This is a genomic window from Corynebacterium jamesii (genome assembly GCF_046097395.1).
Taxonomy (GTDB): Bacteria; Actinomycetota; Actinomycetes; order Mycobacteriales; family Mycobacteriaceae; genus Corynebacterium.
In genome coordinates, this window is record NZ_CP175789.1 from 1,038,400 (window position 1) to 1,064,275 (window position 25,876).

A 25,876-nucleotide genomic window follows, 5' to 3' on the forward strand; every position below is an offset into this window, starting at 1 on the left:
CGGTGCTTAGTTGAAGTCCGGCAGATCCAGGTCGTCCTCGTCCTCCGTCAGATCCACACCAGTGTTGCCGTGGGCCTGCGGCTGCTGCGAAGCGGAAGTGAACAACCCGCCGCCCTGGTTAGCCTGCGGCTGGCCCGGCTGAGCCTGCTGGGTGTGCTGCGGCATGGTGCCTCGACGCTGCGCGAAGCTGGACTGTGCGCCAGCCTGCTGTGCCGGGTCGGCCTGTACCTGCTGCGCCTGGCCAGCCTGCGCGGCCTGGGCTCCGCCCGTCTGCGGGATCTGCTGACCCTGAACTGCATACTGGGAGCTCTGGCCCGCCTGCGGGGCATCCTGACCACCAAACAGATTAGTCGGCTGGGCGGCACCGGCTGCAGTAGCGTCGGCGCCCTCCGGAGCACGGTGAGCACCGGTGCGCTGGTTAGCAGAGGTCGCAGACGGCGAATCGTCGAATCCGGTAGCGATAACGGTAACGCGAACCTCGTCGCCCAGCTGGTCGTCGATGATGGTACCGAAGATCAGGTTGACGTCCTCGTCGGCCTTCTCCTCCACCAGGTCGGCAGCCTGGGACACCTCGAGCAGACCCAGGTCGGAACCACCGGCAAAGGACAGCAGCACACCCTTGGCGCCTTCCATTGTGCTCTCCAGCAGCGGAGAGTTGATGGCGGCCTGGGTGGCCTTCACGGCACGCTGGTCGCCACGGGCGGTGCCGATACCCATCAGGGCGGAGCCGGCGTCGGTCATGACGGAGCGCACATCGGCAAAGTCCACGTTGATCACACCCGGGGTGGTGATCAGCTTGGTGATTCCCTCAACACCGCTCAGCAGCACCTCGTCGGCCTTGCGGAAGGCCTCCATCATGGACAGCTGCTCCTCTGACATCTTCAGAAGCGAGTCGTTCGGGATAACGATTAGCGTGTCGCAGACCTCGCGCAGAGCCTCGATGCCCTCCATGGCCTGCTTGCTGCGGCGGCGACCTTCGAAGCCGAAGGGGCGGGTCACCACACCGACAGTCAGTGCGTTCTGCTTCTTGGCAATGTTAGCCACAACCGGGGCTGCACCTGTACCGGTGCCACCACCCTCACCTGCGGTAACGAATACCATGTCCGCACCGGCCAGGATCTCTTCGATCTGATCTTTGTGATCCTCGGCAGACTTGCGGCCGACATCCGGGTTTGCGCCGGCGCCCAGGCCGCGGGTCTCCTCGCGACCGATGTCCAGCTTGATGTCGGCGTCGGTCAGCATCAGAGCCTGTGCATCGGTGTTGATCGCGATGAACTCCACGCCCTGCAGCTGCTCGTCGATCATTCGGTTGACGGCGTTTACTCCGCCGCCACCGACACCGACCACCTTGATCTCGGCGAGGTGGTTTCCAGGATTCGTCATGTGCGTTTGTCCGCCTTCCTAAAGAATTTTTGTGCTTTGCGGTTTACCGGTTTGCTGTTGCGTCCATCTTCCTAGCCGTCAAGCATTTAGCGGTGCACATTTTTGGTGGCGTGTCGTATCCTTAAAGTTCAACTTAAAGCTTAAGCTGGGGTTTCTCCCCTACTTCAGCCCTTCCTGACAGTGGGCATAGCGGGGTTCGAGACGTTCCAATTGCCCTCGCGCCCCAGCACAATACGGGTCGCCTCAGCCTTCTCGTCCGCCCTCTCGGAGGAACCCCAATACACAGCCTGATGAGGGAAAAACAGCCGAATACTATCCGCCGTTTCGGCCTCGATGCCTTCCAACTTGCCACGCAGATCGTCCGGCAGCGCGGTTAGCACCTTCGTCGCAGAATCGATGGCCCGCGCGTCGTCCGCCTTGGTCTTCTTGAACTCTAAAGCGCCTTCGGGCTTCACACCCGTCAGGAACACCTGCCCATTTTCATTCACCACGTGTGGCGTGTCGCCGTCCATCACATAGCCAATGGGCTGGTGTTCAGTCACGTCGACCGTCACGGTCGTGGGCCAGGAACGCTTCACCGTCACTTTCTCTACCCACGGCACCCCGGACACACTCTGGGCGGCCCCGGCCATGTCCAAGCGCAGCATGTTATCGCCCGCGTTGATGGTGCTGGCCTCACGGATGGCCTGCGGATCAGCGTTCGTCGTGCCCTGCACGTCGATCTGCGAAACCTTGATAATCGGCACCGCGTACACCAACACCCCGAGCAGCACCACCAGCGCCACCAGCCCCGCGACGAGCCATTGCAGGCGCTTCTTGGGCGCCCCGTTGCCCTTCTTGCGCGGCCCGGTGTTGCCCTTCTTTATTCTGGACGCCCTACTCACCCGCGATCACCGTGATCCAACTGCAGCAAAATCTCGTCCGCCAGCATCGTCACGGTACCCGCACCGATGGTCAGCACCATGTCACCCGGCTGCGCCAGGTTGGCTACTACCCCCGCCACGGCGGAAAAGTCGGGCTCAAAAACCCACTCCGTAGAGGCGTCGATCTTGTCGCCGATAATGCGAGAGTCCACGCCCTCGACCGGTTCCTCGCGGGCTCCGAAGATATCCAGCAGTACCACCTGGTCTGCCAGCGACAGTGCCTCCGCGAACTCGGAAGCGAAGTTCATCGTGCGGGAGTACAGGTGTGGCTGGAAAACTGCCACAATGCGCCCGCCCCGAGCCTGCACGCGCTGGCGCGCAGCCGACAGGACTGCCGCCACCTCGGTCGGATGGTGGGCGTAGTCGTCGTAAACCTCCACATCCCGGCGGGTGCCGTGGAATTCGAAACGGCGACGCACGCCGTCGAAACCGCTGATGCCCGCGATGACTTTCTCCACGTCCGCGCCCAGCAGCACGCTGCCCAACACAGCCGCGGTGGCGTTGAGAACCATATGGATCCCGGGGATGGCGACACGCAGGGAATAAGTGCCCGCGATCTCTCCGGCAGCCTCATTGACCCCCTCGGTGAGGCGCAGCGTAGAAACAGTCCCCTCGGCGGTCACCTCCGTGTTTTCGATAATCGCTGCTGGGGGCACGGAAGAGTGGGTTCCGCAAGCCTCGGCAGTGCCATAACCCACAATGGTAAAGGGCAGGGACTCGCCATCCGCCGCGGTGGCCACAAGCCCCTCGGCGAGCGCAGCCGAACCCGGATCGTCTAGGCAGGCGACAAGGTAACCACCCGGGACAATGCGATGCGCGAACTTCTCGAAGACCTCCCGATAGGCCGCCTCGGTCTTGAAGTAATCCAGGTGATCCGGCTCGATGTTCGTGACCACCGCAACCTCGGGTGAGTAGGACAAAAAGGAGCCGTCGGACTCGTCAGCCTCGGCGACGAAGATCTCGCCCGTGCCGTGGTGGGCGTTCGTGCCCGCACGGTTCAGCTGGCCGCCGATGGCAAAGGAAGGGTCCTGGCCGGCGGACTGCAATGCCGCCACGGCCATCGAGGTCGTCGAGGTCTTACCGTGGGTGCCGGACAGCAGGAAGGCGCGGCGGTCTTGCATCAGTAGTGCCAACACATCGGACCGGCGAATCACCGGAATGCCAGCGTCACGCGCGCCGACGAGCTCCGGGTTGTCCTGCGGGATGGCGGCGAAGGAAGTAACGACCACCGTCGGCATCTTCCCCGACAAGCGCAGGTTGTCTTCCGAGTGCCCGACCTGAATCCGTGCGCCACCGGCGCGCAAAGCCATCACGCTCCGGGATTCCTTCATATCCGAACCGCTGACCTGGTAGCCGCGATCCAACAGAATACGGGCGATGCCGGACATGCCGGCACCGCCGATGCCCACCATGTGCACGCGGGTGAGGTCCGTGGTCTGGGGCTGCTCGCTCATCGGGGAAGAAGGTGCCTTTCTAAGAGGTGTGGGCTGAATCGGTGAGTGTCAGTGGGTGTCGGTGGGTGTCAGTGCGCCTCGGCTGCCGCGATGACCTTCGCGGCAATCTTTTCGGCGGCATCGCGGTGCCCGGCAGCAAGAGTTGCCAGGCTGGCGGCCTGCCAGCGCGTTTCGTCGCGTAGCAGCGGAATAACCTCTTGGGCCACGCGGTGCTCGGTGAGCTCGGCATCCTTGATGATCACACCGCCTCCAGCGTGGGTGATCGGTCGGACGTTCAGCTCTTGCTCGCCGTTGCCGTGCGGCAGTGGCACGTAGATGCCTGGCAGACCGACGGCGGAGACCTCGGCGACAGTCATCGCGCCCGAGCGACACAGGATGGCATCGGCTGCAGCCAGCGCTAGATCCATGCGCTCGATGTAGGGCACCGCGACGTACGGGGGCTGGCCTTGCTGGACTTCCTTGGGCAGCTCAACCGTATTCTTTTTGCCGTAGGCGTGGAGCACGCCGATCCCCGCATCCTGCAGGGTCTTTGACGCGTTTACAACCGCGGTGTTGATACTGCGCGCACCCTGGGAACCGCCGGTGACCAGCAGCAGCGGCGCGTCCGGGTCCACGCCGAAGAACTCACGGGCCTCGGCACGCAGTGCTTGGCGGTCCATCTTCAGCACGGCATCGCGCACGGGGATGCCCACGACTTCGGCCTCCAGACCGGAATCTTCTACAGCTGCCAGCGCCGTGCCGCCCATCTTTACACCCAACTTGTTAGCCACACCCGCGCGGGCGTTAGCTTCGTGAACAAAGAACGGGATCTTTAGGGAACGCGCGGCCATATATGCCGGGGCAGAGACGTAGCCGCCGAAACCGATGACTACGTCGGCCTCGACCTCCCGCAGTACCCGTTTGGTCTCCTTCAGAGCCTTGCCCAAACGTAGGGGCAGCGTGGCCAGATCCTTATTGACCTTGCGAGGAACCGGTACCGGTGGGATTAGCTGCAGATCGAAACCGCGTTTAGGCACCAAGTTGGTCTCTAGCCCACGAGATGTGCCAAGTGCGGTTATGCGCGCTTCGGGGCGCTGCACGCGAATGGCCTCGGCCACGGCCATGGCGGGTTCAATGTGCCCGGCTGTACCGCCGCCGGCAACGACGACTGATAGCTTCCGGTCGGCTTCTGGCTTCGGATTCACTTTGGCTAGCGCCTCCTGTGTCTATTATCAAGGGTTCTGCGAGTCTTGCGGGCTCTTCCTTGCCCGGCCTCGTCCGTCCGGCGGTGGCTACGCGGTATCGGCTTCGGGGTGGCCGTAGGCGGAAGGTCCTGCCTTCGTACCCCATCGTAGCCACGCAAACGCGACTCGCCGCCGACGCGGCGAATGGACTGCTCCACCCGGTCGCGTTCGCGGCGAACGTCCTGGCTGCCGCGGCCTGCGCTCGCCCGCTGGCGAGTAACCGGCTCGCCGTAGCTGTAGGCGGTCTCGCGGCGCTCGTTTCGGCGCTGCTCCCCCGCCCTGTAGCCCTGCGGCTCCGGAAGCATCAGAATGCGGTCGATCAGCGGACGGCCTTCATGCTGCATCGAGGAGACGGTCTCCGGCTCGTTGCGTGCACAGTTACACAGCAGCCCCATGGAAAGCAGAGTGATGATTGCCGATGAACCACCAGCGGAAATCAACGGCAGCTGGATGCCCGTCACCGGCAGCAAACCCACAACGTAACCGATGTTGAAGAAAGCCTGCACGGAAATACCGATTGTCAGCGTTCCGGCCAGCAGCCGCAAGAATGGATCCTTTTGCGCCAGCGCGGTTCGCGTACCGAACCAGGCCAAAAAGCCGAACAGCAACACGACGAATACCGCGCCGAACAGACCCAATTCCTCGCCCACAATGGCGAAGATAAAGTCGTTTTTCGCCTCCGGTAGGTAGAACCACTTCGCGCGGGACTGCCCCAGGCCGGTTCCCATAAGCCCGCCGTCGGAAAGCGAGAGAATGCCCTGGTGGGATTGGTAAGCCGCTCCCTGAGTAGTCGTGTCGCCGAAGTTCAGCGTCAGTGCGTCCCTCCACGTCGTAATACGCGCTCCGCGGAAGCTTTGCCGGAAGATCGCCAACACGCCAAGGGCGGCGATCACGCCGAGCATGGTAACGAAGACCTTGCGCTTCACGCCCGCGAAGAACATCAGCGCGGCAACCACAATGCCCACGGAGAACATCATGCCGAGGTCCTTCTGCAGCAGCACCAGCACCAGGATGATGGCGCTCACGGCAAGGAACGCACCCATCCCGCTATTCAAACGCTGCGTGGCACGTGCACGATAGGAAACGGTCGCCGCGCCCCACACAGCCAGCGCCAGCTTCGCTACCTCGGAAGGCTGCACACCGATCGGGCCGATTCGGATCCACGAGTTGGAACCGACCTCATCGCCACCGACACCCACCCCGGGGATCAGGACGGCCATCAGCATCAAAATGGCGAACACCAGTAGCCACGGGGAATATTTACGGATCGTCTCCGGGCGCATGCGCAGCGCTACCCACATCACCACCAGGCCGATGACCACGACCATGGCCTGCTTGATGAACTCGCCGAACACACTCGCGCCACTGGCGTAGGAAGTCACCATGGACGACGAAAGCACCATCACCAGGCCAAGACCAGTCAGGCAAAACGTCACCACAAGTAGCACCTTGTAGTCCAACTGCGGGGTATCTAGCTGTGCCTTGACCTTGCGGTGCAGCGAGCTCAGGCCACGCTCGTCGCCCGCTTCCTGCGGTGCCTTCCGGGGTGCTTCTCGTGTCGACCGCTCGCCTTGCGCGTCGTCATTCACAGTCCCGGGTATGCGACCGCGCTTCGGGTTGGACGACCTCGAGCTGGCCGACCTCGAACCGGCCGACCTCGAGTTGGACGGCTTAGAGTTGGACGTCGGAGTAGACATCGCGTGAACCTACCCCCTTTCCTGTGTCGCTTGCTCGGCCTCAGCATAAGCCACTGCGTACTGGGCGAACAGGTCGCCACGCTGACTCATACCGGTGTACATGTCTAGCGACGCTGCCGCCGGGGCTAGCACGACACTATCGCCCGGCTCCGCCAGCCCATGGGCGGCTTGCACGACGGCGCGCATTGCTTCTTCTGGATCGGTGGCGTCAATAACAGTGACCGGCAGGTCGGGCAACTGCCGCGAAACTTCCGCGACAAGTTCGGCGCGATCCACGCCGAGGGCCACCACCGCTTTCAGGGCACCGCCGATCGCGCGGATCAGGCCGTCCACCGCGGCGCCCTTGAGCTGCCCACCGGCAACCCAAATGACGTTGCGCTGGCCGCGCAGCGCTGCTTCGGCGGCATGCGGATTCGTTGCCTTGGAGTTGTCGATCCAGACCACGCCCTCGTGCTCCAGTACGACCTGCCCGCGGTGAGCCTGCACCTTAAAGCCCGCCAGCGCTGCTTCGATGGCCTGCGGCGCCACGCCCAACGCACGCGCCATCGCCGCGCTCGCCGCTGCATCCGCCAAGCCCGCCGGCCCGGGAGGGCTGATTCCCTGCACCGGGGCCAAGTTTGTGGTCTGGCTCGGGTCGCCAACGACGATCTCGACCAGCCGCCCGTCGCGCACGCCGACTACTCGCTGTTTGTCTTGGGACGCCACCTTTTCCGGGTCCTGAATCGTGTATCCGCGTGGCGAGACCACGTGGCGGGCGCGTGCGGTATTTCGCACATGGGCATCGTCCAGCGCCAGCACCGACTCCGGCGCGGTCAAGACCTGTGCCTTGTCCGCACAATAGTTCTCGTAGCTCCCGTGCCAATCCAAATGATCCTCTGCAAGGTTGAGAATGCAGCCAACGGTGGGCACAAACATCGGCGCCCAGTGCAGCTGGAAGCTGGAAACTTCAGCGACGAAGACGTCGGAGCGGGGCTCGCCTCGATGCTGGGCGGCAAGAGCTGCCGCGGGGGCGATGCCGATGTTGCCGACTGCCAGCGCGGCGCGCCCATCCGCAACCAGCATGGAGGTCAGCATCGCCGTGGTGGTCGTCTTGCCGTTAGTGCCGGTAACGGCCAGCCAGGTGCGCGGCTCGCCGAAGGCGCCGGCCTGGTCGGCCAGCCATGCTGCGGCAATATCGCCAATGACGGGAATGCTGAGTTCCGACGCGCGGGCCAGCAGCGGAGACTCGGGTTTCCAGCCCGGGGAGGTCACCACCAACTGCGGTTGCCACACGTCGAGTGTGTCGATGGCCTCTGCCACGCTCAGCAACCGCAGCTCCGTTTTCCCTCCATCGGCAATGTGGCTCAAGGCCTGCGCGTTATCGTCGGCAACAACAACTGACGTGGCGCCGAGGGCGCAGAGCATGGAAATCACACCCCGGCCAGCCACGCCAGCGCCCGCGACCAAGATGGTCTGGGTACGCATGGTTTCTAGGGCGTCTGCGGGTTGAAGTGCGTGTGTGGGTTCCACGGCTGAGGTGTCCTTACAGTACTTGCGGTATTTACAGTGCTAATCGGCTACTTGTTTGTGGGCTGTGTGTGCTTACCAGCTGGCGGCGTTGAGCCACTCTCCGTAGAAGATTGCGAAGCCGGACATCGCCGCTACTCCGGCAAGCAGCCAGAAGCGAATGACAACGGTTGTCTCTGCCCAACCCTTGTTCTCAAAATGGTGGTGGATCGGGGCCATCCGGAACACGCGCTTTCCGGTGGTCTTAAAGGAGACCACCTGGATCACCACAGAGGCTGCCTCAATGACGAAGATGATGCCGACCAGGATCATCAGCAGCTCGGTCTGAGTGGTAATGGACAGTCCCGCCACCAGACCACCCAGGGCCAGCGAACCAGTGTCTCCCATGAAGATCTTCGCCGGGGCGGCGTTCCACCAGAGGAAGCCCAGGCATGCGCCGAGGCCTGCGGAGGCGAGCATCGACAGGTCTAGCGGGTCCCGTACCGCGTAGCAGCCGGCCTGCGCGCCCACGGCACAGGAGTTGCGGAACTGCCAGAAGGTGATCAGCACGTAGGTGCCCATCGCCATTGCGGTCACACCACCGGCTAGACCATCGAGGCCGTCGGTCAGGTTCACGGCGTTCGACCAGGCGGAGATCACCAGGTAGATGAAGATCAGGAACAGAACCATGCCCACGACTGCCGGGCCGATGGCGATGTCGAAGGTAGCGATATCGCGGATAGCCGACAGGTGAGTGGAGCCCGGAGTAAGGCCCTGCGCATTCGGGAACTGCAGGATCAGCAGACCAAAGATGATCGCGGTGGCCAGCTGTCCAACTAGCTTCGCCTTGGCATTCAGCCCCAGGTTCCGCCCCTTGACCAACTTGATGTAATCGTCGGCGAAGCCCAATCCGCCGAGGGCGAGGGTAAGCCCCAGCACCAGCCAGCCGCTGGCACCTGGCCCTGCGCCGGTGGTGAGCAGCCCCACCAACACGGCCACTAGGTAGCCAAATGAGATGCCCGCCAATACGGCAATGCCGCCCATGGTGGGGGTGCCGCGCTTTTTAAAGTGCGACTTCGGGCCTTCTTCGCGGATTTCCTGACCCAGCCCCTCGGCAGAGAACCAACGAATCAGCACCGGGGTCAGCCCGACGGACACGATGAAGGCAACCGCACCCGCGATAAAGATTTGCAACATGGGTCTTTTAAGCTCCTTGGTTCTCGCCGATCAGCAGTCCTTCTGCCACGGCCCATAGTCCGTCCGAATACGATGCCTTGATGAGCACCACATCCTGCGGGTTCAAACTGATATCCAGGTAGTTCACAGCGCCGTCGATGTTCTCGACAGTCTGCGTATCCACCCCACTATCGCGTGCCGCGGTGGCCAGCGCATGCTGGTTCACCCCGTTGCCCACGATCACTGCGTGGTCGATGCGCCGCTGCGCCAGCACGCGGCCCAGTTCAGCGTGCTCGTCGGTGGCGTCCTCGCCGAGCTCCCCCATCTGCCCCAGCACGGCCCAGCTCTCCGCCTCGCGGCGGCCCTTAGCGGTGAAGGCCAGCGCGTCGATTCCGGCGCGCATGGATTCGGGGTTGGCATTGTAAGAATCGTTGATGATCGTCACCCCGTCGGAAGCGCGCGTGCGCACGTCCATGCGGTTTACGCTAGCGGCGACATGAGAGCTCAGCAGGGATGCAACCTGTGCGGCGTCGATACCCATCTCTATCCCCACCGCCGCGGCAGCGAGCGCGTTAGACACCTGGTGGGCGCCGAACACGGACAGTTCCACACGCACCGGCTCGCCCTTCGGGTGGTGCAGCATAAAGCTGGCGCGGGCTACCGCATCCAGCTCGATGTCGGTGGCAAAGTAATCGGCCTGCACGCCGGCGGCACCCGTCGCACCCTCCGTGGAGAAACGCACCACGCGCGCGGCGGTGCGCTTGTCCATCGCAGCGACCTTGTCGTCGTCGGCATTCAGCACGGCTAGGCCACCGTCGGTGCCAGCAGGTAGTGCCTCCACCAGCTCACCCTTTGCCTGTGCGATCGCCTGGCGGGAGCCAAACTCGCCCAGGTGAGCGCTGCCGACATTCAACACCACGCCCACGCGTGGCGGGGTGACGGTCGTCAAGTGCTGGATGTGGCCCACACCGCGGGCAGACATCTCGCTAACGAGGAAGCGGGTGGTACGGCCCGCACGCAGTGCGGTGTACGGCAGGCCGATCTCGTTGTTGAAACTGCCGGGCGGGGCCACGGTCTCCCCTGCCTCGCGCAGCACGGCGCCAATCAGATCCTTCGTGGAGGTCTTACCTGCCGATCCGGTCACGCCGACGACAACCATGCCCTCCTCGGCGGCCAGCACGTCGGTGTTGTAGCGTGCCAGCTTATCCACGGCGGCCAGAACAGCGGCTCCGTGGCCTTCCGCGTCGTATTCGAAGGCGGTGGCGTTGGAGGTCTGCTCATTGGTCTGCACTGGCTGGGCCAGCAGCGCGGGGTAATCCACCGGGCGGCCGACGATCAGCAGTGCAGCGCCGTTTTCCAGTGCAGATTTGGCGAAGTCATGGCCGTCGGCGCGTGCACCGGGCAAAGCCATGAAGATCGCACCCGGGGTGATCTTGCGCGAGTCGAACTCCGCCGGGCCAGACACCACGGCCCGCGGATCTGCGCCACCGATGAGCGTGCTACCGGTCACCTCGGCGATCTGCCGTGTAGTTAATTCAATCATCGCTGGTCACTGCCTTCGCTGTGTGTGCTGTGTGTGCTCTGTGCGCTGTGTGCGCGGTGTGTGCTGTGTGTGCTCTGTACGCGCTGTTGTAGCGCTGCGGTTAGTTCCGCGACGTCGTCAAAGGGGTGCATCGTACCCGCGACAAGCTGACCCTTTTCGTGCCCCTTGCCTGCCACGACAACTGCGTCGCCGGGTTTGGCCCACGCCACGGCTGCGGCAATGGCCTCGGCGCGATCCGGCACCACCTCACATACGGTCTCGCCGCCCGGCTGCTGTTGCTGTTTTTTGTGGACGCCCTCACGCGCCCCCGCGTAAATAGCCTCCCGGATGGTAGAAGGTTCCTCGTCTCGGGGGTTGTCGTCCGTGATGAACACGGCATCTGCCAGCTCTGCGGCGATGCGGCCCATGATGGGGCGCTTGTCGTGGTCGCGGTTTCCACCGGCTCCCAGGACGATACCGATGCGAGCCTCCGGGGCCGGTAGATAATCGTGGAGGCTGCTCAGCACAGCCTGCACCGCACCCGGCTTATGTGCGTAGTCCACCATGGCCAGGAACTCCTGCCCCTCCTCAACCAGCTGCATGCGGCCAGGCACCTGCACGTCCGCCAAAGCCTTCACGGCCGCGCTGTCAGAGGACAGCGGTTCGCCCGTGGCAGCCTCGATGCAGGCCAGGGCGACCAGGCTGTTCGCCTGGTTAAAGGAGCCCGCCATGCCGATGCTGTAATCCAGCTCGCGGGCGGCTCCGTCCCCGCCAGTGACGGAGAGTCGGATGTTCTGGCGCCCGCTGGGAGTCACCTCCGTGTCGGCAATGGACCACGTCGGCGCACCTTGCTCGCCCGCGTGGGAGCCACCCTGCGGGTACAGCGCCACTGTTGGCGAATGCTTCGCGGCAATTGCGCGCATCCGCTCGCCCCATTCGTCCTCGCAGCAGATCACTGCAGTTCCTGGCTGCTGCCCGTCCTCCGTGCGCTCGAAGAGTAGCGCCTTAGCCTGGAAGTAGTCCTCCATCGTCGGGTGAAAATCCAGGTGGTCTTGGCTCAAGTTCGTAAAGGCCACCACGTCAAAGTGCACGCCGTGCACGCGGCCGAGTTGCAGCGCGTGGCTGGAGACCTCCATCACCAGATGCGTAGCCCCCTCGGAAACCATGCGCGCCAACAGTGCCTGCAGGGTCGGCGCTTCCGGGGTGGTCAGCGAAGTCGGTATCGGGTTGCCGTTAATGCGGGTACCAGTGGTACCGATCAGGCCCACCTTTTCTCCGGAATCCAATAGGGCCTTTTCCACCAGGTAACTGGTGGTTGTTTTGCCCGAGGTGCCGGTGATACCGATGGTTTTTAGCTGGCGCGCCGGGTGATCGTAAATCTCTGCAGCCACCGGGCCCATCCACGTGCGAACATCGTCGACGACGATGCACGGTAGCGGCGTGGGGGCGTCGTCAATAATGCGCTGACCTGCTGCATCGGTGAGCACGGCAGCGGCCTTGCTGTCCGCAGCGAAGGACGCACCGTGTGCCTTCAAGCCCGGAACGGCACAGAACAAACCGCCGGGTTGCACATCAACTGAACCAATCGCGGCCGAGGTGACCTCCACTCCCTCCCAGGGGCCGGTCAGCGTTCCCCCGCAGATCTCAGCGAGCCGTTCTACAGATGTCATTCCTTTGCCTCCAACATCAGCTTCGGTCCTGCCTCCTTGGACAGCGGCACATTGTAGTGGTCGAGCATCCACGCCATGATGTCGTGGAAAAGCGGTGCAGCACTACCGCCCGCGCCGCCATCAGTTCCGCGCTGCGGGTTATCCAGCATGATGCCCACAACGAAGCGAGGCTGATCTGCAGGGGCGATACCCGCAAAGTTAATCCAGTACGCGGAGTTTGAATAGGCTCCCGTATCCGGATCGATCTGCTGGGCGGTACCCGTCTTGCCCGACACCTGGTACCCCTCGATCGCGGCGGGCGCGCCGGAGCCCTGCTGCACGCCAGTCTCATCCTTCTGGGTGACGGCGCGGAACATATCCACGGTCGTGCGGGCGGTCTCAGGAGATACCACGCGCGTTTCCTTTGCCGGATCCGTGGCCAGTTCCGCGCCGTCAGAGGACGTGATCTTGTTAATCAGGCGGGGTTCCACACGCACGCCGTCGTTTGCCAGTGCTTGGTAGATGCTCGTCATCTGCAGCAGGCTCATCGACATGCCCTGGCCGATCGGCAAGTTGGCGAAGGTACCGCCGGACCACTGATTCAGTTCCGGCATGTAGCCGGCGACTTCGTACGGCAGACCCACGCCCGCGGCCTGACCCACGCCGAATTTGCGGAAGTACTCGTACATCTTCTCTTCGCCCACACGCTCCGCGAGCATCAGCGTGCCGACGTTGGACGACTTACCGAAAACACCGGTGGTGGTGTACGGAACCTCTCCGTGTTCCCAGGCGTCCTTCACCGTTACACCGGCCATGTCGATGCTGCCAGGTACCTTAAGCACCTCGTCCGGGGTCGTCTTGCCCTCTTGGATGGCCGCGGCGGCTGTCATAATCTTGGCCACGGAACCCGGCTCGAAGGAATCTGCCGTGGCACGGTCGCCGAAGACCTTTTTACGCTTCAGCTGCTTTTCAATGTCGCCGTTCGGGTCAACGGAATCGCTGGAGCCCATGGCGACGATCTCGCCGGTTTTTGAGTCCATCACTACCGCCGAGGCAGACTTGGCACCCGACTTCTCGCGGGCCTGCTGCAAAGCTTGCTGTACGTAAGTCTGTGCATCCAGGTCGATAGTCAGCTCGTAAGAATCACCATTGACGGCGGGGTGAACGTCGCGGGTGGAGCCCGGAATCAGATATCCATCACCTGCCACATCGACCGTGCGGGAACCATTGATTCCCTGCAGGCGGGCATCCTGAGATAGCTCCAGGCCGAATTGGCCCTGGTTGTCCGTGCTGATCTTGCCAATCATGTTCTGCGCGATCGCGCCGTTAGGGTACTGGCGCAGGTCTTGACGTTCAGCGGTGATCTCGGGGAATTCTTCTGCCACCTTCTCGGCGACATCCGGGTCCACGTTGCGAACCAACACCTCGTAGTTTTTGTCGCTGGTCAGCTTTTCGCGGATGTCGTCTTCTTCAATGTCGTCGCCCTCTTTGTTAATCATCTCGGGCAGGCGCTTGGCGATGTCCTCGATGCGCTGTTGGGGCTCCGGCACGCCGTCGGGGTCTAGTTCATGGCGCTCCTGCATGAATTCCTCAAGTTTGTGCGGGTGCACCGACAGGCTGCGCGCGTCCATGGTGTAGGCCAGAACTTGGCCATTCCGATCGGTAATACCGCCGCGCAAAGCCGGCTCGGTAATCACGGACGTGCGCTGCAGCTGGGCTTGGTTCGACAGCGAGGGGCTGGCAACCAATTGCACCCACACCAGGCGCAATACCAGCGCCAAGACGGTGAGGAAAATAACGAGGAACACAAGGCGAACGCGCTTGTTGAAGCGCGCGAAGGAGGTATCCAGGATCAACCACGAGTTCTGCTGCACCGCCCTCGGCGAGCGGGGATCGTGACTGTTCGGCACGTGGTTGTCCTCCTTTCTATTCACTCTTGGTTATTCTCCCCTCAAAATACGAAAACAAGCCGGGGTTGGTCCCGGCGTGTCTGAAGTTTTCGTTCCAAGCGGGCTGGGCTCGCACTAGTCCTAACGCGGGGCGGGCGCTGGAGCAGCCGGAGCGGGTGCAGGTGCTGGAGCAGCCGGAGCGGGTGCAGGTGCGGGCGCTGGAGCTGGAGCCGGTGCGGGCGCTGGAGCTGGAGCCGGTGCCTGCCCCGCCGGGCTACCGGAGTACGGCAGGCCACCATTGCCTTGCGCGTTCCCCGAGGCACTAGCGTTGACGTCCGGAGCACGGTCGCCAGCGACGATTGGGTTGTTCGGGTGCAGCCCCTCCACGCGGTCGGTTTTCTCCGGGTCACTGGTTGCGCCGCGGCGCTTGGCGTTGCCGTTGACATCCACGACCTCCTTGCCACCTTCAGCATCGGCCGGACGAGTTTCCTTGATCTTCCCGCCGCGGTCCTCCAAGATGCCGGACTGCTTCGGGGCGACCATGCCCATCTCGCTAGCTTCCTTGGCAATGTTCGCGGAGGACTTCGCGTTGGCCACGTCGCGGTTCAAGCTTTCGATCTCATTGTCCAGGGTGGTGCTGCGGGACTGCGCCTCAGCTATCTGGAACGACTGCTTGGTTGTCACTGCAGACAGAGCCATCACGGAAACCACGCCGAGCACGAACACCATGACGGCCAGGACTATGCGGCGGGTCAGCTGTGGGTTGCCGCGCTCCAGGGCGATAATGCGACGGCCGCGAACCGATACCTGCTGGCGCGACCCCACGCGGCTGCCGCCGAAACGGCGGGCGGTGCGCTCTACCGTGTTGGTGCGGTTGGTGCGCAGGGTCCGCGATGCTCCCGAATCGCTTCCCCGACGGGTGCGCTCGGCGGTGCGCAGGCCAGAGCGAGCCGGGCGGGTGCCGGAATCGGAACGGTCGGCAGCGTCCCGGCCGGCGACGGTGGTGCGATCGCGGTCGGTGTGCTGACGACGGGTGCGGATGGTGCCTGGTGCGGTCATGTGGTTCCTTCCGAAGTTTCGGAGGTTCGGATCTGTTTTTATCAGTGGTACTTGGGTGTTTTGTTTAGCTAACTGGGCGTGTCCAGCGGAAATGTTGTTTTTCCTCTGTCGCTGACCCGACTGAAGGCCCTCACCCTCACGGGCGCAGCCCGGGAATTCTGCTCGATCTCGGCCTCGCTGGCCTTCTCTGCTCCGCGTGTGCGCAGCTCGAACTCGGCCTCCATACCAGGCAGCTCCATCGGCAGCCCCGGTGGGGTCTTCGACGAACTGAGCTGCACCAATGCCTTTTTAACGATCTTGTCTTCGAGCGATTGGTAACTCATGAACACACCCACGGCGCCGATGTGCAGCCATCGGGAGATCTCGGGAATGAGGTTTTCTAGCGACTCCAGCTCGGCGTTCACCTCAATGCGCAGCGCTTGGAAAGTGCGCTTGGCCGGATGCCCGCCGGTGCGGCGTGAGGCCGCCGGGATCGTTGCGTACAGCAGCTCCACCAGCCGGGCAGAGTTCTCGAAAGGCTGCTTGTCGCGTTCGCGAACGATGGCGGAGGCAATCTTGCCAGCGAATCGTTCGTCGCCGTAGGTCTTCAGGATGCGCGCTATGTCGCCGTGACTGTACGTATTGAGGATCTCGGCGGCAGTCAACGGGCTACTCGGATCCATGCGCATATCCAGCGGGGCATCGACCGAGTAGGCGAAACCACGTTCCGGCTGATCCAGCTGCATAGAGGACACGCCGAGGTCGAACAGGAACCCGGAGATGCCATGCTCCTGCACGCTTTCAGGCAGTGCGCCCTGTTCCATCAGGTCTTGGAGCGCGTCGGTCACCCCGTCGAAGCGGGTCTGGTAGGAAACGAATCGGTCGCCGAAACGTGCCAGACGCTCGTTGGCCTCCGCCAGCGCGTTTGGGTCGCGGTCCAGCCCCACCACGGTTGCGTGGGGAAAGGCGTTTAGAAAAGCCTCGCTGTGTCCCCCGGCGCCGAGGGTGCCATCGACGATAACGGGGCGGGCGGGCGCGTTGTCGCTACGTACGCCCAAGCCTACGAGTTCGACCATGCGGTCGCGCATCACCGGGATGTGCCCGTGCTGCCTGTGCTTTCCTTCGCTCATCGATGTTCCCTCCTCTCTTCGTTGCGATCCCTAGTGTTTCCTCAACCTTTTTGAGGTTTCATGTAGTTCATGTGCCACATAGATACTGATGTGACTCAAAAGTTAAAGGAGTGCACATAGGGCCTCACCTGCGTGGGTGCGGGCTTGACATTGGGGAAGTACGTCAAGGTTCCGCGTCGTCCACGCAGGTAAGGGCCTGCGCACACTCCAATTCCACTATTTATTTATTGCCCACCGATCCGAATACCAGACCTTCGCACCTCGAAGCCCAAGAGAATCTTCAGGCTCTAGAGGAAGGACGCCAGCACCTCGTCGTCGCCGTCAGAGAAGTCCTCTTCGTGCTCCGCGCTGTACTCCGCCCAGCTATCGGCATCCCAGATCTCAATGAAATCGACATTGCCGATCACTACGCACTCTTTGGATAGACCCGCATAGTTCCGGTGCAGGGCCGAGACTGAAATCCTGCCCTGCGAGTCCAGCGCCTGCTCGTCGGCACTGGCCGCCAAGTTGCGCACAAAAGCACGAGCCTTGGGGTTCGTACGAGACGCCTCCGCAGCCTTCTTCGCACGTACCAGAAACTCGGCCTTGGGATATACCGCCAGGCTGCGATCCTGCCCTTTCACGACCATGAGCCCTTCGCCAAGCTCTTCCCGAAACTTCGCTGGCAGAGTCAAGCGACCCTTGTCGTCCAGCTTCGGCGTGAAGGTGCCGAAAAACATGTCATCGGCCCCTTTCCCGTTTTGAGCTCTCGCGTTGTGTATGCCGTTTCTATCGTGATTGGCGGACCGAATTGCAGCCCTGACCAGTGGTTTCGCTATGAAGTTTGAGGTTGTTGGCACAGCTTCGCCCCAACGATCCCCACTTTACCCCACTCTCCCCCACAAACTCCACAACACGAAGCCTGTTGCGTGGCTTTTTCTCAACTTTTTTCACTCTAACAACGCGCTAGCTGGCCTTTAGCGCAACCCCTCCCCTCTTTCACCGTCACTTTCCGCGCTCTTTCTCTTTAGGACGCCACCTCCTCCCCCACATCCACACCTCCACCCAACCGTGACATATACGCAGATCAACACACTTCCAACACACATCGAGACGCTCGCTCAAACCACCTAGAACGGCAAGTAGGGGCGGAAGTGGGGAGAAGTGGGGATACTTAAGCGCGCATCAGCGCAAAACCAAGAAGCACCAGCAGATCCCCCTCGCGTTAATGGATATTCACATAGAGAAGCCGCCGACCCCCTACAAAAGGAGGCCGGCGGCTTTTTGCCTCTAGCCGTCTGAACGCTCGGCTCTAATCTGAGCGCTCGGCTCTAACGCTGGCTTCTAGCGTTCGAAACGGCGACGGAAGCTATCTTCCATCTTGTCGCCAATACCGCCGGAACGCCCACTCCCTACACCCCGAACGGCTCCCGCTTTACCCGGCTTACCGGACTTCGAGCGCTTAATGGCCGCGGTCTCCGGGTCGTCAGTCGAACGGAAAGCCAGCATGCCCCCGCCGAACATGATCAAGAATCCAACCACACTGAGCGCCACGAACCACAGCGACAGCTGAGCAGCAGCAATGCCGCCAACCATCACCGCCAGGCCAAGAACAATGAGTGCGATGGAACGGATGTTGAAGTTCATCGACTGCTCATTATTGGTGGAAGCCTGCTTCGCCAAGCGCGGATCCTCGGCAATCAACGCCTTTTCGATCTCCGCGAGCATCCTCTGCTCTTGCTCCGATAGAGCCATCGCGACCTCCCAATTCTTTGCGGCTACTTTCCACAACGCCTACGGCGTGAGAAAAGTTTCCAGCCCGGGCATGTTCCACCCGCGTTTCACCCCATCTACCCTACAGCAACCTGCGGTTTTGGAACAACGAAAAGGCATTTCACAGCCCATCATTTACAGCCCTGCTCCGCCCACGTCATCCGATATTTTTTGGGGGGTTAAGCAACCTTCGGCAAGTAGTTCACCGCGCCGCGGGCCAGATCCACCAAATCGCACGCATCATGGTAGATGGTGCCACGAGCATTCTCCGGAATTCCCCGGCTAAGCCCCAGGCCTGCGCGGCTGGCCACGCGCGCATGCGCTTCAAACTTCTCCACCCAGTCCCCCAAATCCGGGCGCAGAACCCGCAACTTCGCCCACGCGCTACCGGAGGGACGTCGCTTTCGGCTAGCCATCTCCCACTCGATCAACGCCCCCGCTGCCCGAAGCCCAGCACGGTAGGCGTAAACAATCGCCTCTGGCTCGCGCAGCTCTGCCCTCGATAGCTGCAGCTGCCGCTCCGCCTCATCCAGAAAACCCCGAGCACCCAGGGTTCGACTGTAGCGTGCCCGCGCTCCCAATTGTTTCGCTTGTGCCGCCATGGTCTCAAAGCCCCCTTTGCTGCTTATTCCAACTACTGAGGCTTACTGTAGAAAGCCATCTGGACATCCCCGACGCAACAAACCCCAAATTAGAACATTTGTTCTAATTTGGGGTTTTTGTACCCATCCCCGTCAGGAACCTTCCGATCAGTGGCACTATTAACCCCATGCGCGTTTCCGTCGTCCCCACCACTAACCGGCAGTTCATCGCCCGGCTCGATGAGCTCATCGATATCCACCTGGCTGCGATGGACTACCCAAAGGAAACGCACTCCCAGCGTAAATCGCTGTGGTTCTACAACGCCTCCCAGCCAGACTTCACCTGCAGCATGGCGCTACTACACCGCGCAGAAGAACACCCGGACCCAGACAACTCCCGCCAGCGCTGCGTAGGCATCGGCTTTACTTTCCGTGGATCCCCAAACACTTGGTGGTACCGCCAAGTAGCCCGTGGCCTCGCCCTGGATGGACACTCCCGCGCAGATATCGCGCGGATTCTGCACGCCTACGCCGAACTTTCCGAGATTCACGTCCTACCAGCGGCGCAAGGTGAGGGCGTCGGCACCAAAATCCTCAACGACCTCCTCCAACGAACGCCGCAGAACACAGTAATGCTCTCTACGCCAGAGGTAGACAGCGAGGCGAATGCAGCCTGGCAACTGTACCGGAAGGCCGGGTTCACCGACGTACTGCGCCACTTCCAGTTCCCGGCGGACCCGCGCCCCTTCGGAATCCTCCAGCGAAAGCGCCACTAGCGCAGCTAACCCGGCTACCCCGGCTAACCCGGCTAGCGCACCATATCGTGGCCCAGCCCCGGCCCCCACGCCGGAGCCATGCCCAGGTTATGCAGGACTTCCTGAGTTGCGCGCACGTTGTTCATCGTCATGAAGTGCAGGTCCGGAACCCCCTCGGCAATGAGTCGCTCAGCCATCTCGGTAGTCACTTCAATACCAACTTCGCGGATCGCGTCGCGGTTGGCTACCTCGTCGCCCGCTGCAGCATCGAGCAGCCTCTCCTCCAGCTTGGGCGGCAACGCAGCACCGGCCAGCTCCATCTGACGGCGCACACTGCGCAACGAGGTGATCGGCATGAGCCCCGGAATGATCGGCTTCTGCCCGTGTTCCGGATCCGCCTTGGCCAAACGGTCGCGCAAGCGCAGGTAGTGGTCTACGTCGAAGAACATCTGGGTAATCGAGTACTGCGCCCCGGCACGCAGCTTGGCCAGCGTGTACTCCGTGTCCTGTTCCAGCAAACCGGTGCGGTAGTGGCCTTCGGGGAAACTGGCTATGCCGATGTCGAAGTCGGCACATTCGGGCATCTCGCGGATCAGGTCAATAAGCTCACTGGCGTAGTTCAGCCCACCCGGTGTGGCCACCCATTCAGCGTTCGGGTCCCCCGGCGGGTCGCCACGCAAGGCCAGCAGGTTTGTGAGCCCCAGCGAGGCGTAACTGCGCAGCATCTCTTGCAGCTCCTCCCGAGTGTGCTGCACCAACGTCATGTGCACCAACGTGGTCAGCGGTTTAGTGCCCAGGCGTTCGGCGACACGTAGGGTGCGCTCGCGAGTACTTCCACCAGCACCGTAGGTCACGGAGGCAAAGCTCACGCCGAGGTCGTGGAAGGCCTCCGCTGCGTTCCACAGGCGCTCCTCGGCTGCGTCGTCGCGGGGCGGCATGAACTCAACAGAGAACGGCACGCGGCCCGGAGTGTAGAGCGAAAGGGACTGGGATACGGCAACCTGCCTGCGGATACTAGCCATACCCAAAGATCATATAGACAGAGCTGTCCATTTCAAGACTTATGCCCACATTCAGCATTTCTCTTGCGCATGGCCACCCCCGCGGTGGGTTCGCGAGCTTGCCATGTACACCCCCGTCCCCACTGTCGCGCCGCCCCAGCACGACCGCTGCACGCACTTGTCGCGCGAGCCCTTAGAATAGAGAGCCATGAGTACCGATGAGCAGGCAGCGCACCCCTGGTGCCTCGATTCCCCACTGTCCGCGGTTCCGTCCGCCGTCGATGCCCAGCTACAGGAATACCTAAGCCGCTCCCAAGAAGAATTCTCCCACATCGGATCCCTCGTCGGCGGCGCTATCACGGTGCTGCGAGACTTCATCGTCAACGGCGGCAAACGCGTTCGGCCGACCTTCGCGTGGGCAGGCATCCGCGCGGCACTCGAAGGCGGCGGCGGGTCGTTGCATGCTCTGGGTGGGAAGGGGGAAAACGCCCCGTCGTCCCCCGCCGCAAGTCTCGACCCACGCGCCATCTTGAATGTGCTATCTTCCTTCGAGTTCATCCAGGCCTGCGCCCTCATCCATGACGACATCATCGATCGTTCCGATACCCGGCGCGGCTTCCCCACCGCCCACCGCACCTTCGAGTCGAAGCACCGCGACCGCGGCTGGCGGGGCTCCTCGGAGCACTACGGCGTAAGCCAAGCGATCCTCATTGGCGACCTTGCCTTCGCTTGGGCGGACGACATGTACAACTGTTCCGGCCTCAGTAACGCCGCGCTGGACCGTGCCCGTCCAGCGTGGCGCGCCATGCGTACAGAGGTTATCGCGGGCCAGATCCTGGACATCGCCGTAGAGGCCAACGGTAGTGAAGACGTCGCCGACTCCTTCGCCGTCATCAAATACAAGACGGCCTCCTACACCGTCGCTCGCCCGCTCCACATTGGCGCGGCGCTGGCGGGGGCCAGCGAACAGACCCAGACAATGCTGCGCAGCGTGGGGCAGGATATCGGCGAAGCGTTCCAGCTGCGCGACGATCAGCTGGGCGTATTCGGCGATCCGTCGGTAACCGGCAAGCCCTCCGGCGATGACCTGCGCACAGGCAAGCGCACCACCCTCATCAACGAAGCCTTGCGCCGGGGCGATGCCGCACAGGTCGCCGCCTTGCGCGAAGGCTTGGGGCAAGGCGGGGAATCTACAAAGGGTGACATCGAACGGCTCCGCGACATCATCCACGACACTGGCGCGCAAACCGAGGTGGAAAAGCTGATCGAGGCACGCACGCAGCGAGCCATCGAATCGCTCCGCACCGGTGGCTTGGGCGCGGACATCACCGCGGAACTGACCCAATTGGCGGACCAACTGACGCACCGGAGGTTTTAAATGAAGCTATCCACCCGCTCCGCCGATGGGCGGCGCCACCTGAGCCTGCCAAGCCCCTTGGTACCCATGACTCGCCCTACATTGCGCCGGCGCCTGCCGGGCAACGGCGAGCGCGTAGTCGTCATTGGCGCAGGCCTGGCCGGGCTTTCCGCCGCCTTGCGCCTGCGTTCCGCGGGCCGCGAGGTCACCGTCATCGAGGCCGCCAGTGCCGTAGGCGGTCGCTGCCGTAGCGAGCAGCTGACCAGCGCCCACGGGGACTTCGTGGCCGATACCGGTGCCACCGTGCTGACGATGCCCGGGTTGGTCGAATCTGCCGTGGCTTCCATCGGCATCGACCTGCGCGCTAACTCCGCCGCCAAACAACTGGGTCTCAACCGCCCCTGGGCTCCCCGGCGCCTGGCTCCGGCCTACCATGCGCAGTTCGCCAGCGGTCGCCACGCCGAAGTATTCGCCGACCGCGACGCGATGGTGGCCGAGATCCGCCGCTTCGCCGATACCAAGGGGCTGGATCGCGAAGCCACGGACGCGCTGGCCGCTGGGTATCTAAGCCACCGCGAATGGTCGCAGAACGTTTTCGGCGCCAGCTTCGAAAATTTCTTGGCGGCTGACTTTGACGGTGCTCTGGATCTTCTGTCCACGCCGGCTGCGGCCTCGGACCTCAGCCACCTCGGCTCCCTCGGCGCCTTCGGCAGTCTCGGCAAGACGGCGGCACGGCACCTTCCCGATGCTGAGCTGCAGCGGCTATTCACCTTCCAGGCGTTGTACGCGGGCGTGGCACCGAAGGATGCACGCGCGGTGTACACCGTCATTTCACACATGGATACATCCATGGGCGTGTTCTACCCGGGCTATTCCATGAGCGACGTTCCAGAAGTCATGGCCGCAGCGCTGCGTGCAGCCGGCGGGCGCATCATCACTGCGGATGCGGTCGAGCACGTGGATTTCTCCGAAGACCTCATTCGGGGAGTGCACACCCGCTCCGGCGAGCACATCGCCTGCGATGCTGTCGTGGCCACCCCAGATTTACCCGAGGTGGGCAAGCTGCTCACGCAGTCCGGCCGGGCCAGCGCGCTGGTCTCCCGATCCTTCGCCCGCCGCCTGTGGCGCAAGCTCGCCCCACTACGCTGGTCCCCTTCCGCCGTGGTGCTCCACGGCAGCATCCCTACCGCCGTATCCAGCCAGTGGTCTTCGCAACGCCACCACACCATCAGCTTCGGCGAAGCATGGGACGAAACTTTCCGTGAGATCACTGCCACACACGGCCGCGGATCTCTGATGAGCGACCCCTCACTGCTGCTGACGCGCCCGGCGCGCACGGTGCCCGATCGCTGTTTTGGGAACGACGCCACATCTGCGGGCGCTGGAGCCTACGAACCCTTGAGCATCCTCGCCCCGGCCCCGAATCTGCGTTCCGCACACATCGACTGGGACAACGTCACGGAACCCTACGTGCAGGAGCTGCTGGGTGTGCTGGAGGCCCGTGGCTACACCGGCATCTCCGAACACTTCCGTGCTGCGCGGGTAGATACCCCGGCCACGTGGCAGGCGCAACACGGCTTTGGTGCCGGTTCGCCATTCGCATTGGCGCACTCCTTTACCCAAACCGGCCCGTTCCGCCCGCGCAACGCCCGGGCGTTTGGGGTGGATAACCTGGTGCTTGCTGGGTCTTCGACCACACCGGGCGTGGGCGTGCCGACGGTCATCCTCTCCGGCGCGCTGGCCGCTCGCCGCATTACCGGCGGTGGCGTACTGTGACGGCCGCGGAGGGCTTCCTAGACAAGGCCCGCACCTGGCTACAGTCCATCAGCTACAGTCGCGCGGTGTGGATGGGGTTGGTCGGCAGCATCGTATTGACAATCACCTCGCACAGCGTCGGTGCCGTACGTGCCCGCGGCGGCATCATGCAGGTCATCGGATTGAGTTCCTTCACCTTCGGCCACGCCGCGGGAATGGTCACGGTGGTGATGTGGTGTGCGCTACTAGCGATGGTGCTGAGCTGGATCGTCGTCGGTCGGCACATCCTCGTCCACGACCAACCGCTGCGCCGTTCCGCGATTGCCGCCTGGATTGCGCCGCTCACGCTGGCAGGGCCACTGATGTCGCGTGACATTTACTCCTACCTCATGCAAGGCACCCTGGCCCGCGATGGCTTCAACGCCTACGAGGTCGGCGCAGCGGCCAACCCCGGCCCGCTACTGTTCGAAGTCAGCGCCGACTGGCGCAACACCACCACGCCCTACGGCCCACTGCACATGGGGCTGGGCAAAGCCATTACCTCCGTCACCGGCGACAACATCACCGCAGGCATCTTCGCTTTCAAATTGGTTTCCATCGCATCGGTACTGGTGATGGCCTGGGCGGTGGCACAACTGGCCAGGCACATGGGCATTCGTCCGGACGTGGCCGTGTGGCTCGGAGTATTCAATCCGCTGAGCGTGTTGCACCTCGTCGGCGGCATGCACACCGAGAACCTAATGATGGCCCTGGTGCTTCTGGGCTGCCTGAGCGCCATGAAGCTGCGCCCCGTCCCCGGCGGCCTCGCTGCCGCGGCTCTGATCGGCGTGGCCGCCGCACTGAAGGCCACGGCGTTCATCGCCCTCCCCTTCACTGTGTGGATCATGGTGGCCCGGGTGGCAGGCGCTCTTCCCTATCGCGCGGATAAGAGTCGTTGGCGGAACCTCGCCGACACGTGGCGCCGCTTCGGCACCCTGGTGTGGACTGGCCTGCTTAGCGTCGCCGCGTGCCTCGGAGTGTTGGCACTCGTGACCGTTGTGACGAACCAAACGTGGGGCTGGGTCACTGAGGTTACGGGCAACTCGAAGGTCATCAACCCCCTGGCACTGCCGTCGTTCGTGGCCTCCACACTGGAGCCCCTACTTTCACGCATCAACGACAGCTTGACCTTTAACGTGCTGGTAGACGCGATCCGCCCCGTCAGCAGCGCCCTCATGCTGCTCGGCTTGGTAATCACGTGGTGGCTTTTCCGCCACGACGAGCGCACCGCTTTTGCTGGCATGGCCATCGCCTACGCCATCACCTGCGTGTTCAATACGGTGACGCTGCCGTGGTACTACACCGCGCCCCTGGCGCTGGTGGTGCTTGCCAGCCAATCGCGCCTGGTGGTTTACCTGACCAGTGTGTTCTGCATGTGGATCACCTTCATGTTCGATGGCGGTGGCAACAACGGCCTCTACGCGCTGTGGTGGGTGCTCGCCTTCGCAGTAATCTTCGCTTGGGTTGCCCAGGCCTGCCTGGACTTCCCCGACCGAAGCCAGCAGGTTGGGAAGAAAAACAGCAAGCACACCAGCAATCTGGCCGACGATCCTGCTACAGAATCGCCATCGCCTGCGCTCGACGCATCACCTCGCGGGCAAGATGCCCGTGCAGAGCATCCACTGGCCGACCAGGAAGAGAGTCATCCTCGGTAAACAGGTAATCCAGAATCTCCGCATCGGAGTATCCGCCATCGCTGAGCAAGGCGATGGCTCCGGGGACGAAGCGGTTTAGCTGCCCGTCCTCGCCCAGGAAGCGAGCGGGTACGTGCCGCACGCCGTCGAGTTCTACGGCCAGCAGCTGCTTCTTGCCCAGCATGTCCATCACTTTCGTGACGACCAAGTTCATTCGCTCGGCTAGATCTGGTAGGGTCAATACCTCTTCACCTGCGGGAACGCCGTTCACAGGTTCTGCGAGGATGCGGCCCTCCCCCTCCCCGGCCGAACGTGCGGAAGTGCCGTAGTTGTCTGCGTGCTTGTTTTGTTTACTCACGGTGGCCACTGTAGCGCGTGGGCGTCAATAAGAGTCAACAAGAAACGAGTAGGGCGCGCACCAGGCTAAACGTAT

Annotated in this window: 21 protein-coding genes; 4 read left to right on the forward strand and 17 right to left on the reverse strand. The window is 62.9% G+C overall.

Annotation, left to right across the window (positions count from 1 at the left end; all coding sequences use genetic code 11):
- Positions 1 to 6 precede the first annotated feature (6 nt).
- From ftsZ to ACKFRT_RS04875, 15 genes are all read right to left on the reverse strand, one after another.
- Positions 7 to 1,383: a cell division protein FtsZ gene (gene ftsZ, locus ACKFRT_RS04805; RefSeq protein WP_296213512.1), complete on the reverse strand. Its 1,377-nt coding sequence runs from the start codon at positions 1,381 to 1,383 to the stop codon at positions 7 to 9.
- 164 nt (positions 1,384 to 1,547) lie between these two features.
- Positions 1,548 to 2,267, reverse strand: a complete 720-nt coding sequence (locus ACKFRT_RS04810; protein ID WP_408925954.1) for a cell division protein FtsQ/DivIB — start codon at positions 2,265 to 2,267, stop codon at positions 1,548 to 1,550.
- Entirely contained in the window at positions 2,264 to 3,760 is a 1,497-nt protein-coding gene (murC, locus tag ACKFRT_RS04815; RefSeq protein ID WP_408925955.1) for a UDP-N-acetylmuramate--L-alanine ligase, read from the reverse strand. The genes ACKFRT_RS04810 and murC overlap by 4 nt, the downstream gene beginning before the upstream one ends.
- A 68-nt stretch (positions 3,761 to 3,828) precedes the next feature.
- The gene (gene murG, locus ACKFRT_RS04820) at positions 3,829 to 4,944 is read right to left on the reverse strand and encodes an undecaprenyldiphospho-muramoylpentapeptide beta-N-acetylglucosaminyltransferase (RefSeq protein WP_408925956.1); all 1,116 of its coding nucleotides are present in this window, start codon (positions 4,942 to 4,944) and stop codon (positions 3,829 to 3,831) included.
- Between the two features lie 5 nt (positions 4,945 to 4,949).
- A complete protein-coding gene (ftsW, locus tag ACKFRT_RS04825; RefSeq protein WP_408925957.1) occupies positions 4,950 to 6,572 on the reverse strand; it encodes a putative lipid II flippase FtsW in 1,623 nt (540 codons plus the stop codon).
- Between the two features lie 117 nt (positions 6,573 to 6,689).
- On the reverse strand, positions 6,690 to 8,189 hold the full coding sequence (murD, locus tag ACKFRT_RS04830) for a UDP-N-acetylmuramoyl-L-alanine--D-glutamate ligase (RefSeq protein WP_408925958.1): 1,500 nt from the start codon (positions 8,187 to 8,189) through the stop codon (positions 6,690 to 6,692).
- Between the two features lie 72 nt (positions 8,190 to 8,261).
- Positions 8,262 to 9,362 carry a phospho-N-acetylmuramoyl-pentapeptide-transferase gene (gene mraY / locus ACKFRT_RS04835; RefSeq protein ID WP_408925959.1) on the reverse strand — a complete coding sequence of 367 codons (1,101 nt, stop codon included), beginning with the start codon at positions 9,360 to 9,362 and terminating at the stop codon, positions 8,262 to 8,264.
- Between the two features lie 7 nt (positions 9,363 to 9,369).
- Positions 9,370 to 10,884, reverse strand: coding sequence for a UDP-N-acetylmuramoyl-tripeptide--D-alanyl-D-alanine ligase (gene murF, locus ACKFRT_RS04840; protein WP_296213532.1), 1,515 nt, complete (start codon positions 10,882 to 10,884; stop codon positions 9,370 to 9,372).
- Positions 10,881 to 12,533, reverse strand: a complete 1,653-nt coding sequence (locus tag ACKFRT_RS04845) for a UDP-N-acetylmuramoyl-L-alanyl-D-glutamate--2,6-diaminopimelate ligase (RefSeq protein WP_408925960.1) — start codon at positions 12,531 to 12,533, stop codon at positions 10,881 to 10,883. The genes murF and ACKFRT_RS04845 overlap by 4 nt, the downstream gene beginning before the upstream one ends.
- Positions 12,530 to 14,368: a peptidoglycan D,D-transpeptidase FtsI family protein gene (locus ACKFRT_RS04850; protein ID WP_408926062.1), complete on the reverse strand. Its 1,839-nt coding sequence runs from the start codon at positions 14,366 to 14,368 to the stop codon at positions 12,530 to 12,532. Before ACKFRT_RS04850 ends, ACKFRT_RS04845 begins: the two co-directional genes overlap by 4 nt.
- A gap of 174 nt (positions 14,369 to 14,542) precedes the next feature.
- The gene (locus tag ACKFRT_RS04855; protein ID WP_408925961.1) at positions 14,543 to 15,460 is read right to left on the reverse strand and encodes a hypothetical protein; all 918 of its coding nucleotides are present in this window, start codon (positions 15,458 to 15,460) and stop codon (positions 14,543 to 14,545) included.
- 68 nt (positions 15,461 to 15,528) lie between these two features.
- Positions 15,529 to 16,569, reverse strand: a complete 1,041-nt coding sequence (rsmH, locus tag ACKFRT_RS04860; protein WP_296213541.1) for a 16S rRNA (cytosine(1402)-N(4))-methyltransferase RsmH — start codon at positions 16,567 to 16,569, stop codon at positions 15,529 to 15,531.
- Positions 16,570 to 16,856: 287 nt separating this feature from the next.
- On the reverse strand, positions 16,857 to 17,288 hold the full coding sequence (gene mraZ / locus ACKFRT_RS04865; protein ID WP_296213544.1) for a division/cell wall cluster transcriptional repressor MraZ: 432 nt from the start codon (positions 17,286 to 17,288) through the stop codon (positions 16,857 to 16,859).
- Positions 17,289 to 17,892: 604 nt separating this feature from the next.
- Complete coding sequence (locus tag ACKFRT_RS04870) at positions 17,893 to 18,303, reverse strand: DUF3040 domain-containing protein (protein ID WP_296213547.1); 411 nt, start codon at positions 18,301 to 18,303, stop codon at positions 17,893 to 17,895.
- A gap of 197 nt (positions 18,304 to 18,500) precedes the next feature.
- Positions 18,501 to 18,923, reverse strand: coding sequence for an SAV_6107 family HEPN domain-containing protein (locus ACKFRT_RS04875; RefSeq protein WP_296213550.1), 423 nt, complete (start codon positions 18,921 to 18,923; stop codon positions 18,501 to 18,503).
- A gap of 167 nt (positions 18,924 to 19,090) precedes the next feature.
- Between ACKFRT_RS04875 and ACKFRT_RS04880 the strand changes: the two genes are divergently transcribed.
- Positions 19,091 to 19,678, forward strand: coding sequence for a GNAT family N-acetyltransferase (locus tag ACKFRT_RS04880; protein ID WP_296213553.1), 588 nt, complete (start codon positions 19,091 to 19,093; stop codon positions 19,676 to 19,678).
- 32 nt (positions 19,679 to 19,710) lie between these two features.
- On the opposite strand, the gene metF is transcribed toward ACKFRT_RS04880, so the two are convergent.
- Positions 19,711 to 20,679, reverse strand: a complete 969-nt coding sequence (metF, locus tag ACKFRT_RS04885) for a methylenetetrahydrofolate reductase [NAD(P)H] (RefSeq protein WP_408925962.1) — start codon at positions 20,677 to 20,679, stop codon at positions 19,711 to 19,713.
- A 187-nt stretch (positions 20,680 to 20,866) separates the two neighbouring features.
- Here metF and ACKFRT_RS04890 point away from each other — a divergent pair, with 187 nt between their 5' ends.
- Genes ACKFRT_RS04890 through ACKFRT_RS04900 form a run of 3 tightly spaced genes read left to right on the forward strand, consistent with a single transcriptional unit; the run spans position 20,867 to position 25,464 of the window.
- Positions 20,867 to 22,036 carry a polyprenyl synthetase family protein gene (locus ACKFRT_RS04890; RefSeq protein ID WP_408925963.1) on the forward strand — a complete coding sequence of 390 codons (1,170 nt, stop codon included), beginning with the start codon at positions 20,867 to 20,869 and terminating at the stop codon, positions 22,034 to 22,036.
- A complete protein-coding gene (gene crtI, locus ACKFRT_RS04895; RefSeq protein ID WP_408925964.1) occupies positions 22,037 to 23,791 on the forward strand; it encodes a phytoene desaturase family protein in 1,755 nt (584 codons plus the stop codon).
- On the forward strand, positions 23,788 to 25,464 hold the full coding sequence (locus tag ACKFRT_RS04900) for an alpha-(1->6)-mannopyranosyltransferase A (protein ID WP_408925965.1): 1,677 nt from the start codon (positions 23,788 to 23,790) through the stop codon (positions 25,462 to 25,464). Before crtI ends, ACKFRT_RS04900 begins: the two co-directional genes overlap by 4 nt.
- On the opposite strand, the gene ACKFRT_RS04905 is transcribed toward ACKFRT_RS04900, so the two are convergent.
- A complete protein-coding gene (locus ACKFRT_RS04905) occupies positions 25,364 to 25,729 on the reverse strand; it encodes an Rv2175c family DNA-binding protein (protein ID WP_296213761.1) in 366 nt (121 codons plus the stop codon). The genes ACKFRT_RS04900 and ACKFRT_RS04905 overlap by 101 nt on opposite strands.
- Positions 25,730 to 25,876 lie beyond the last annotated feature (147 nt).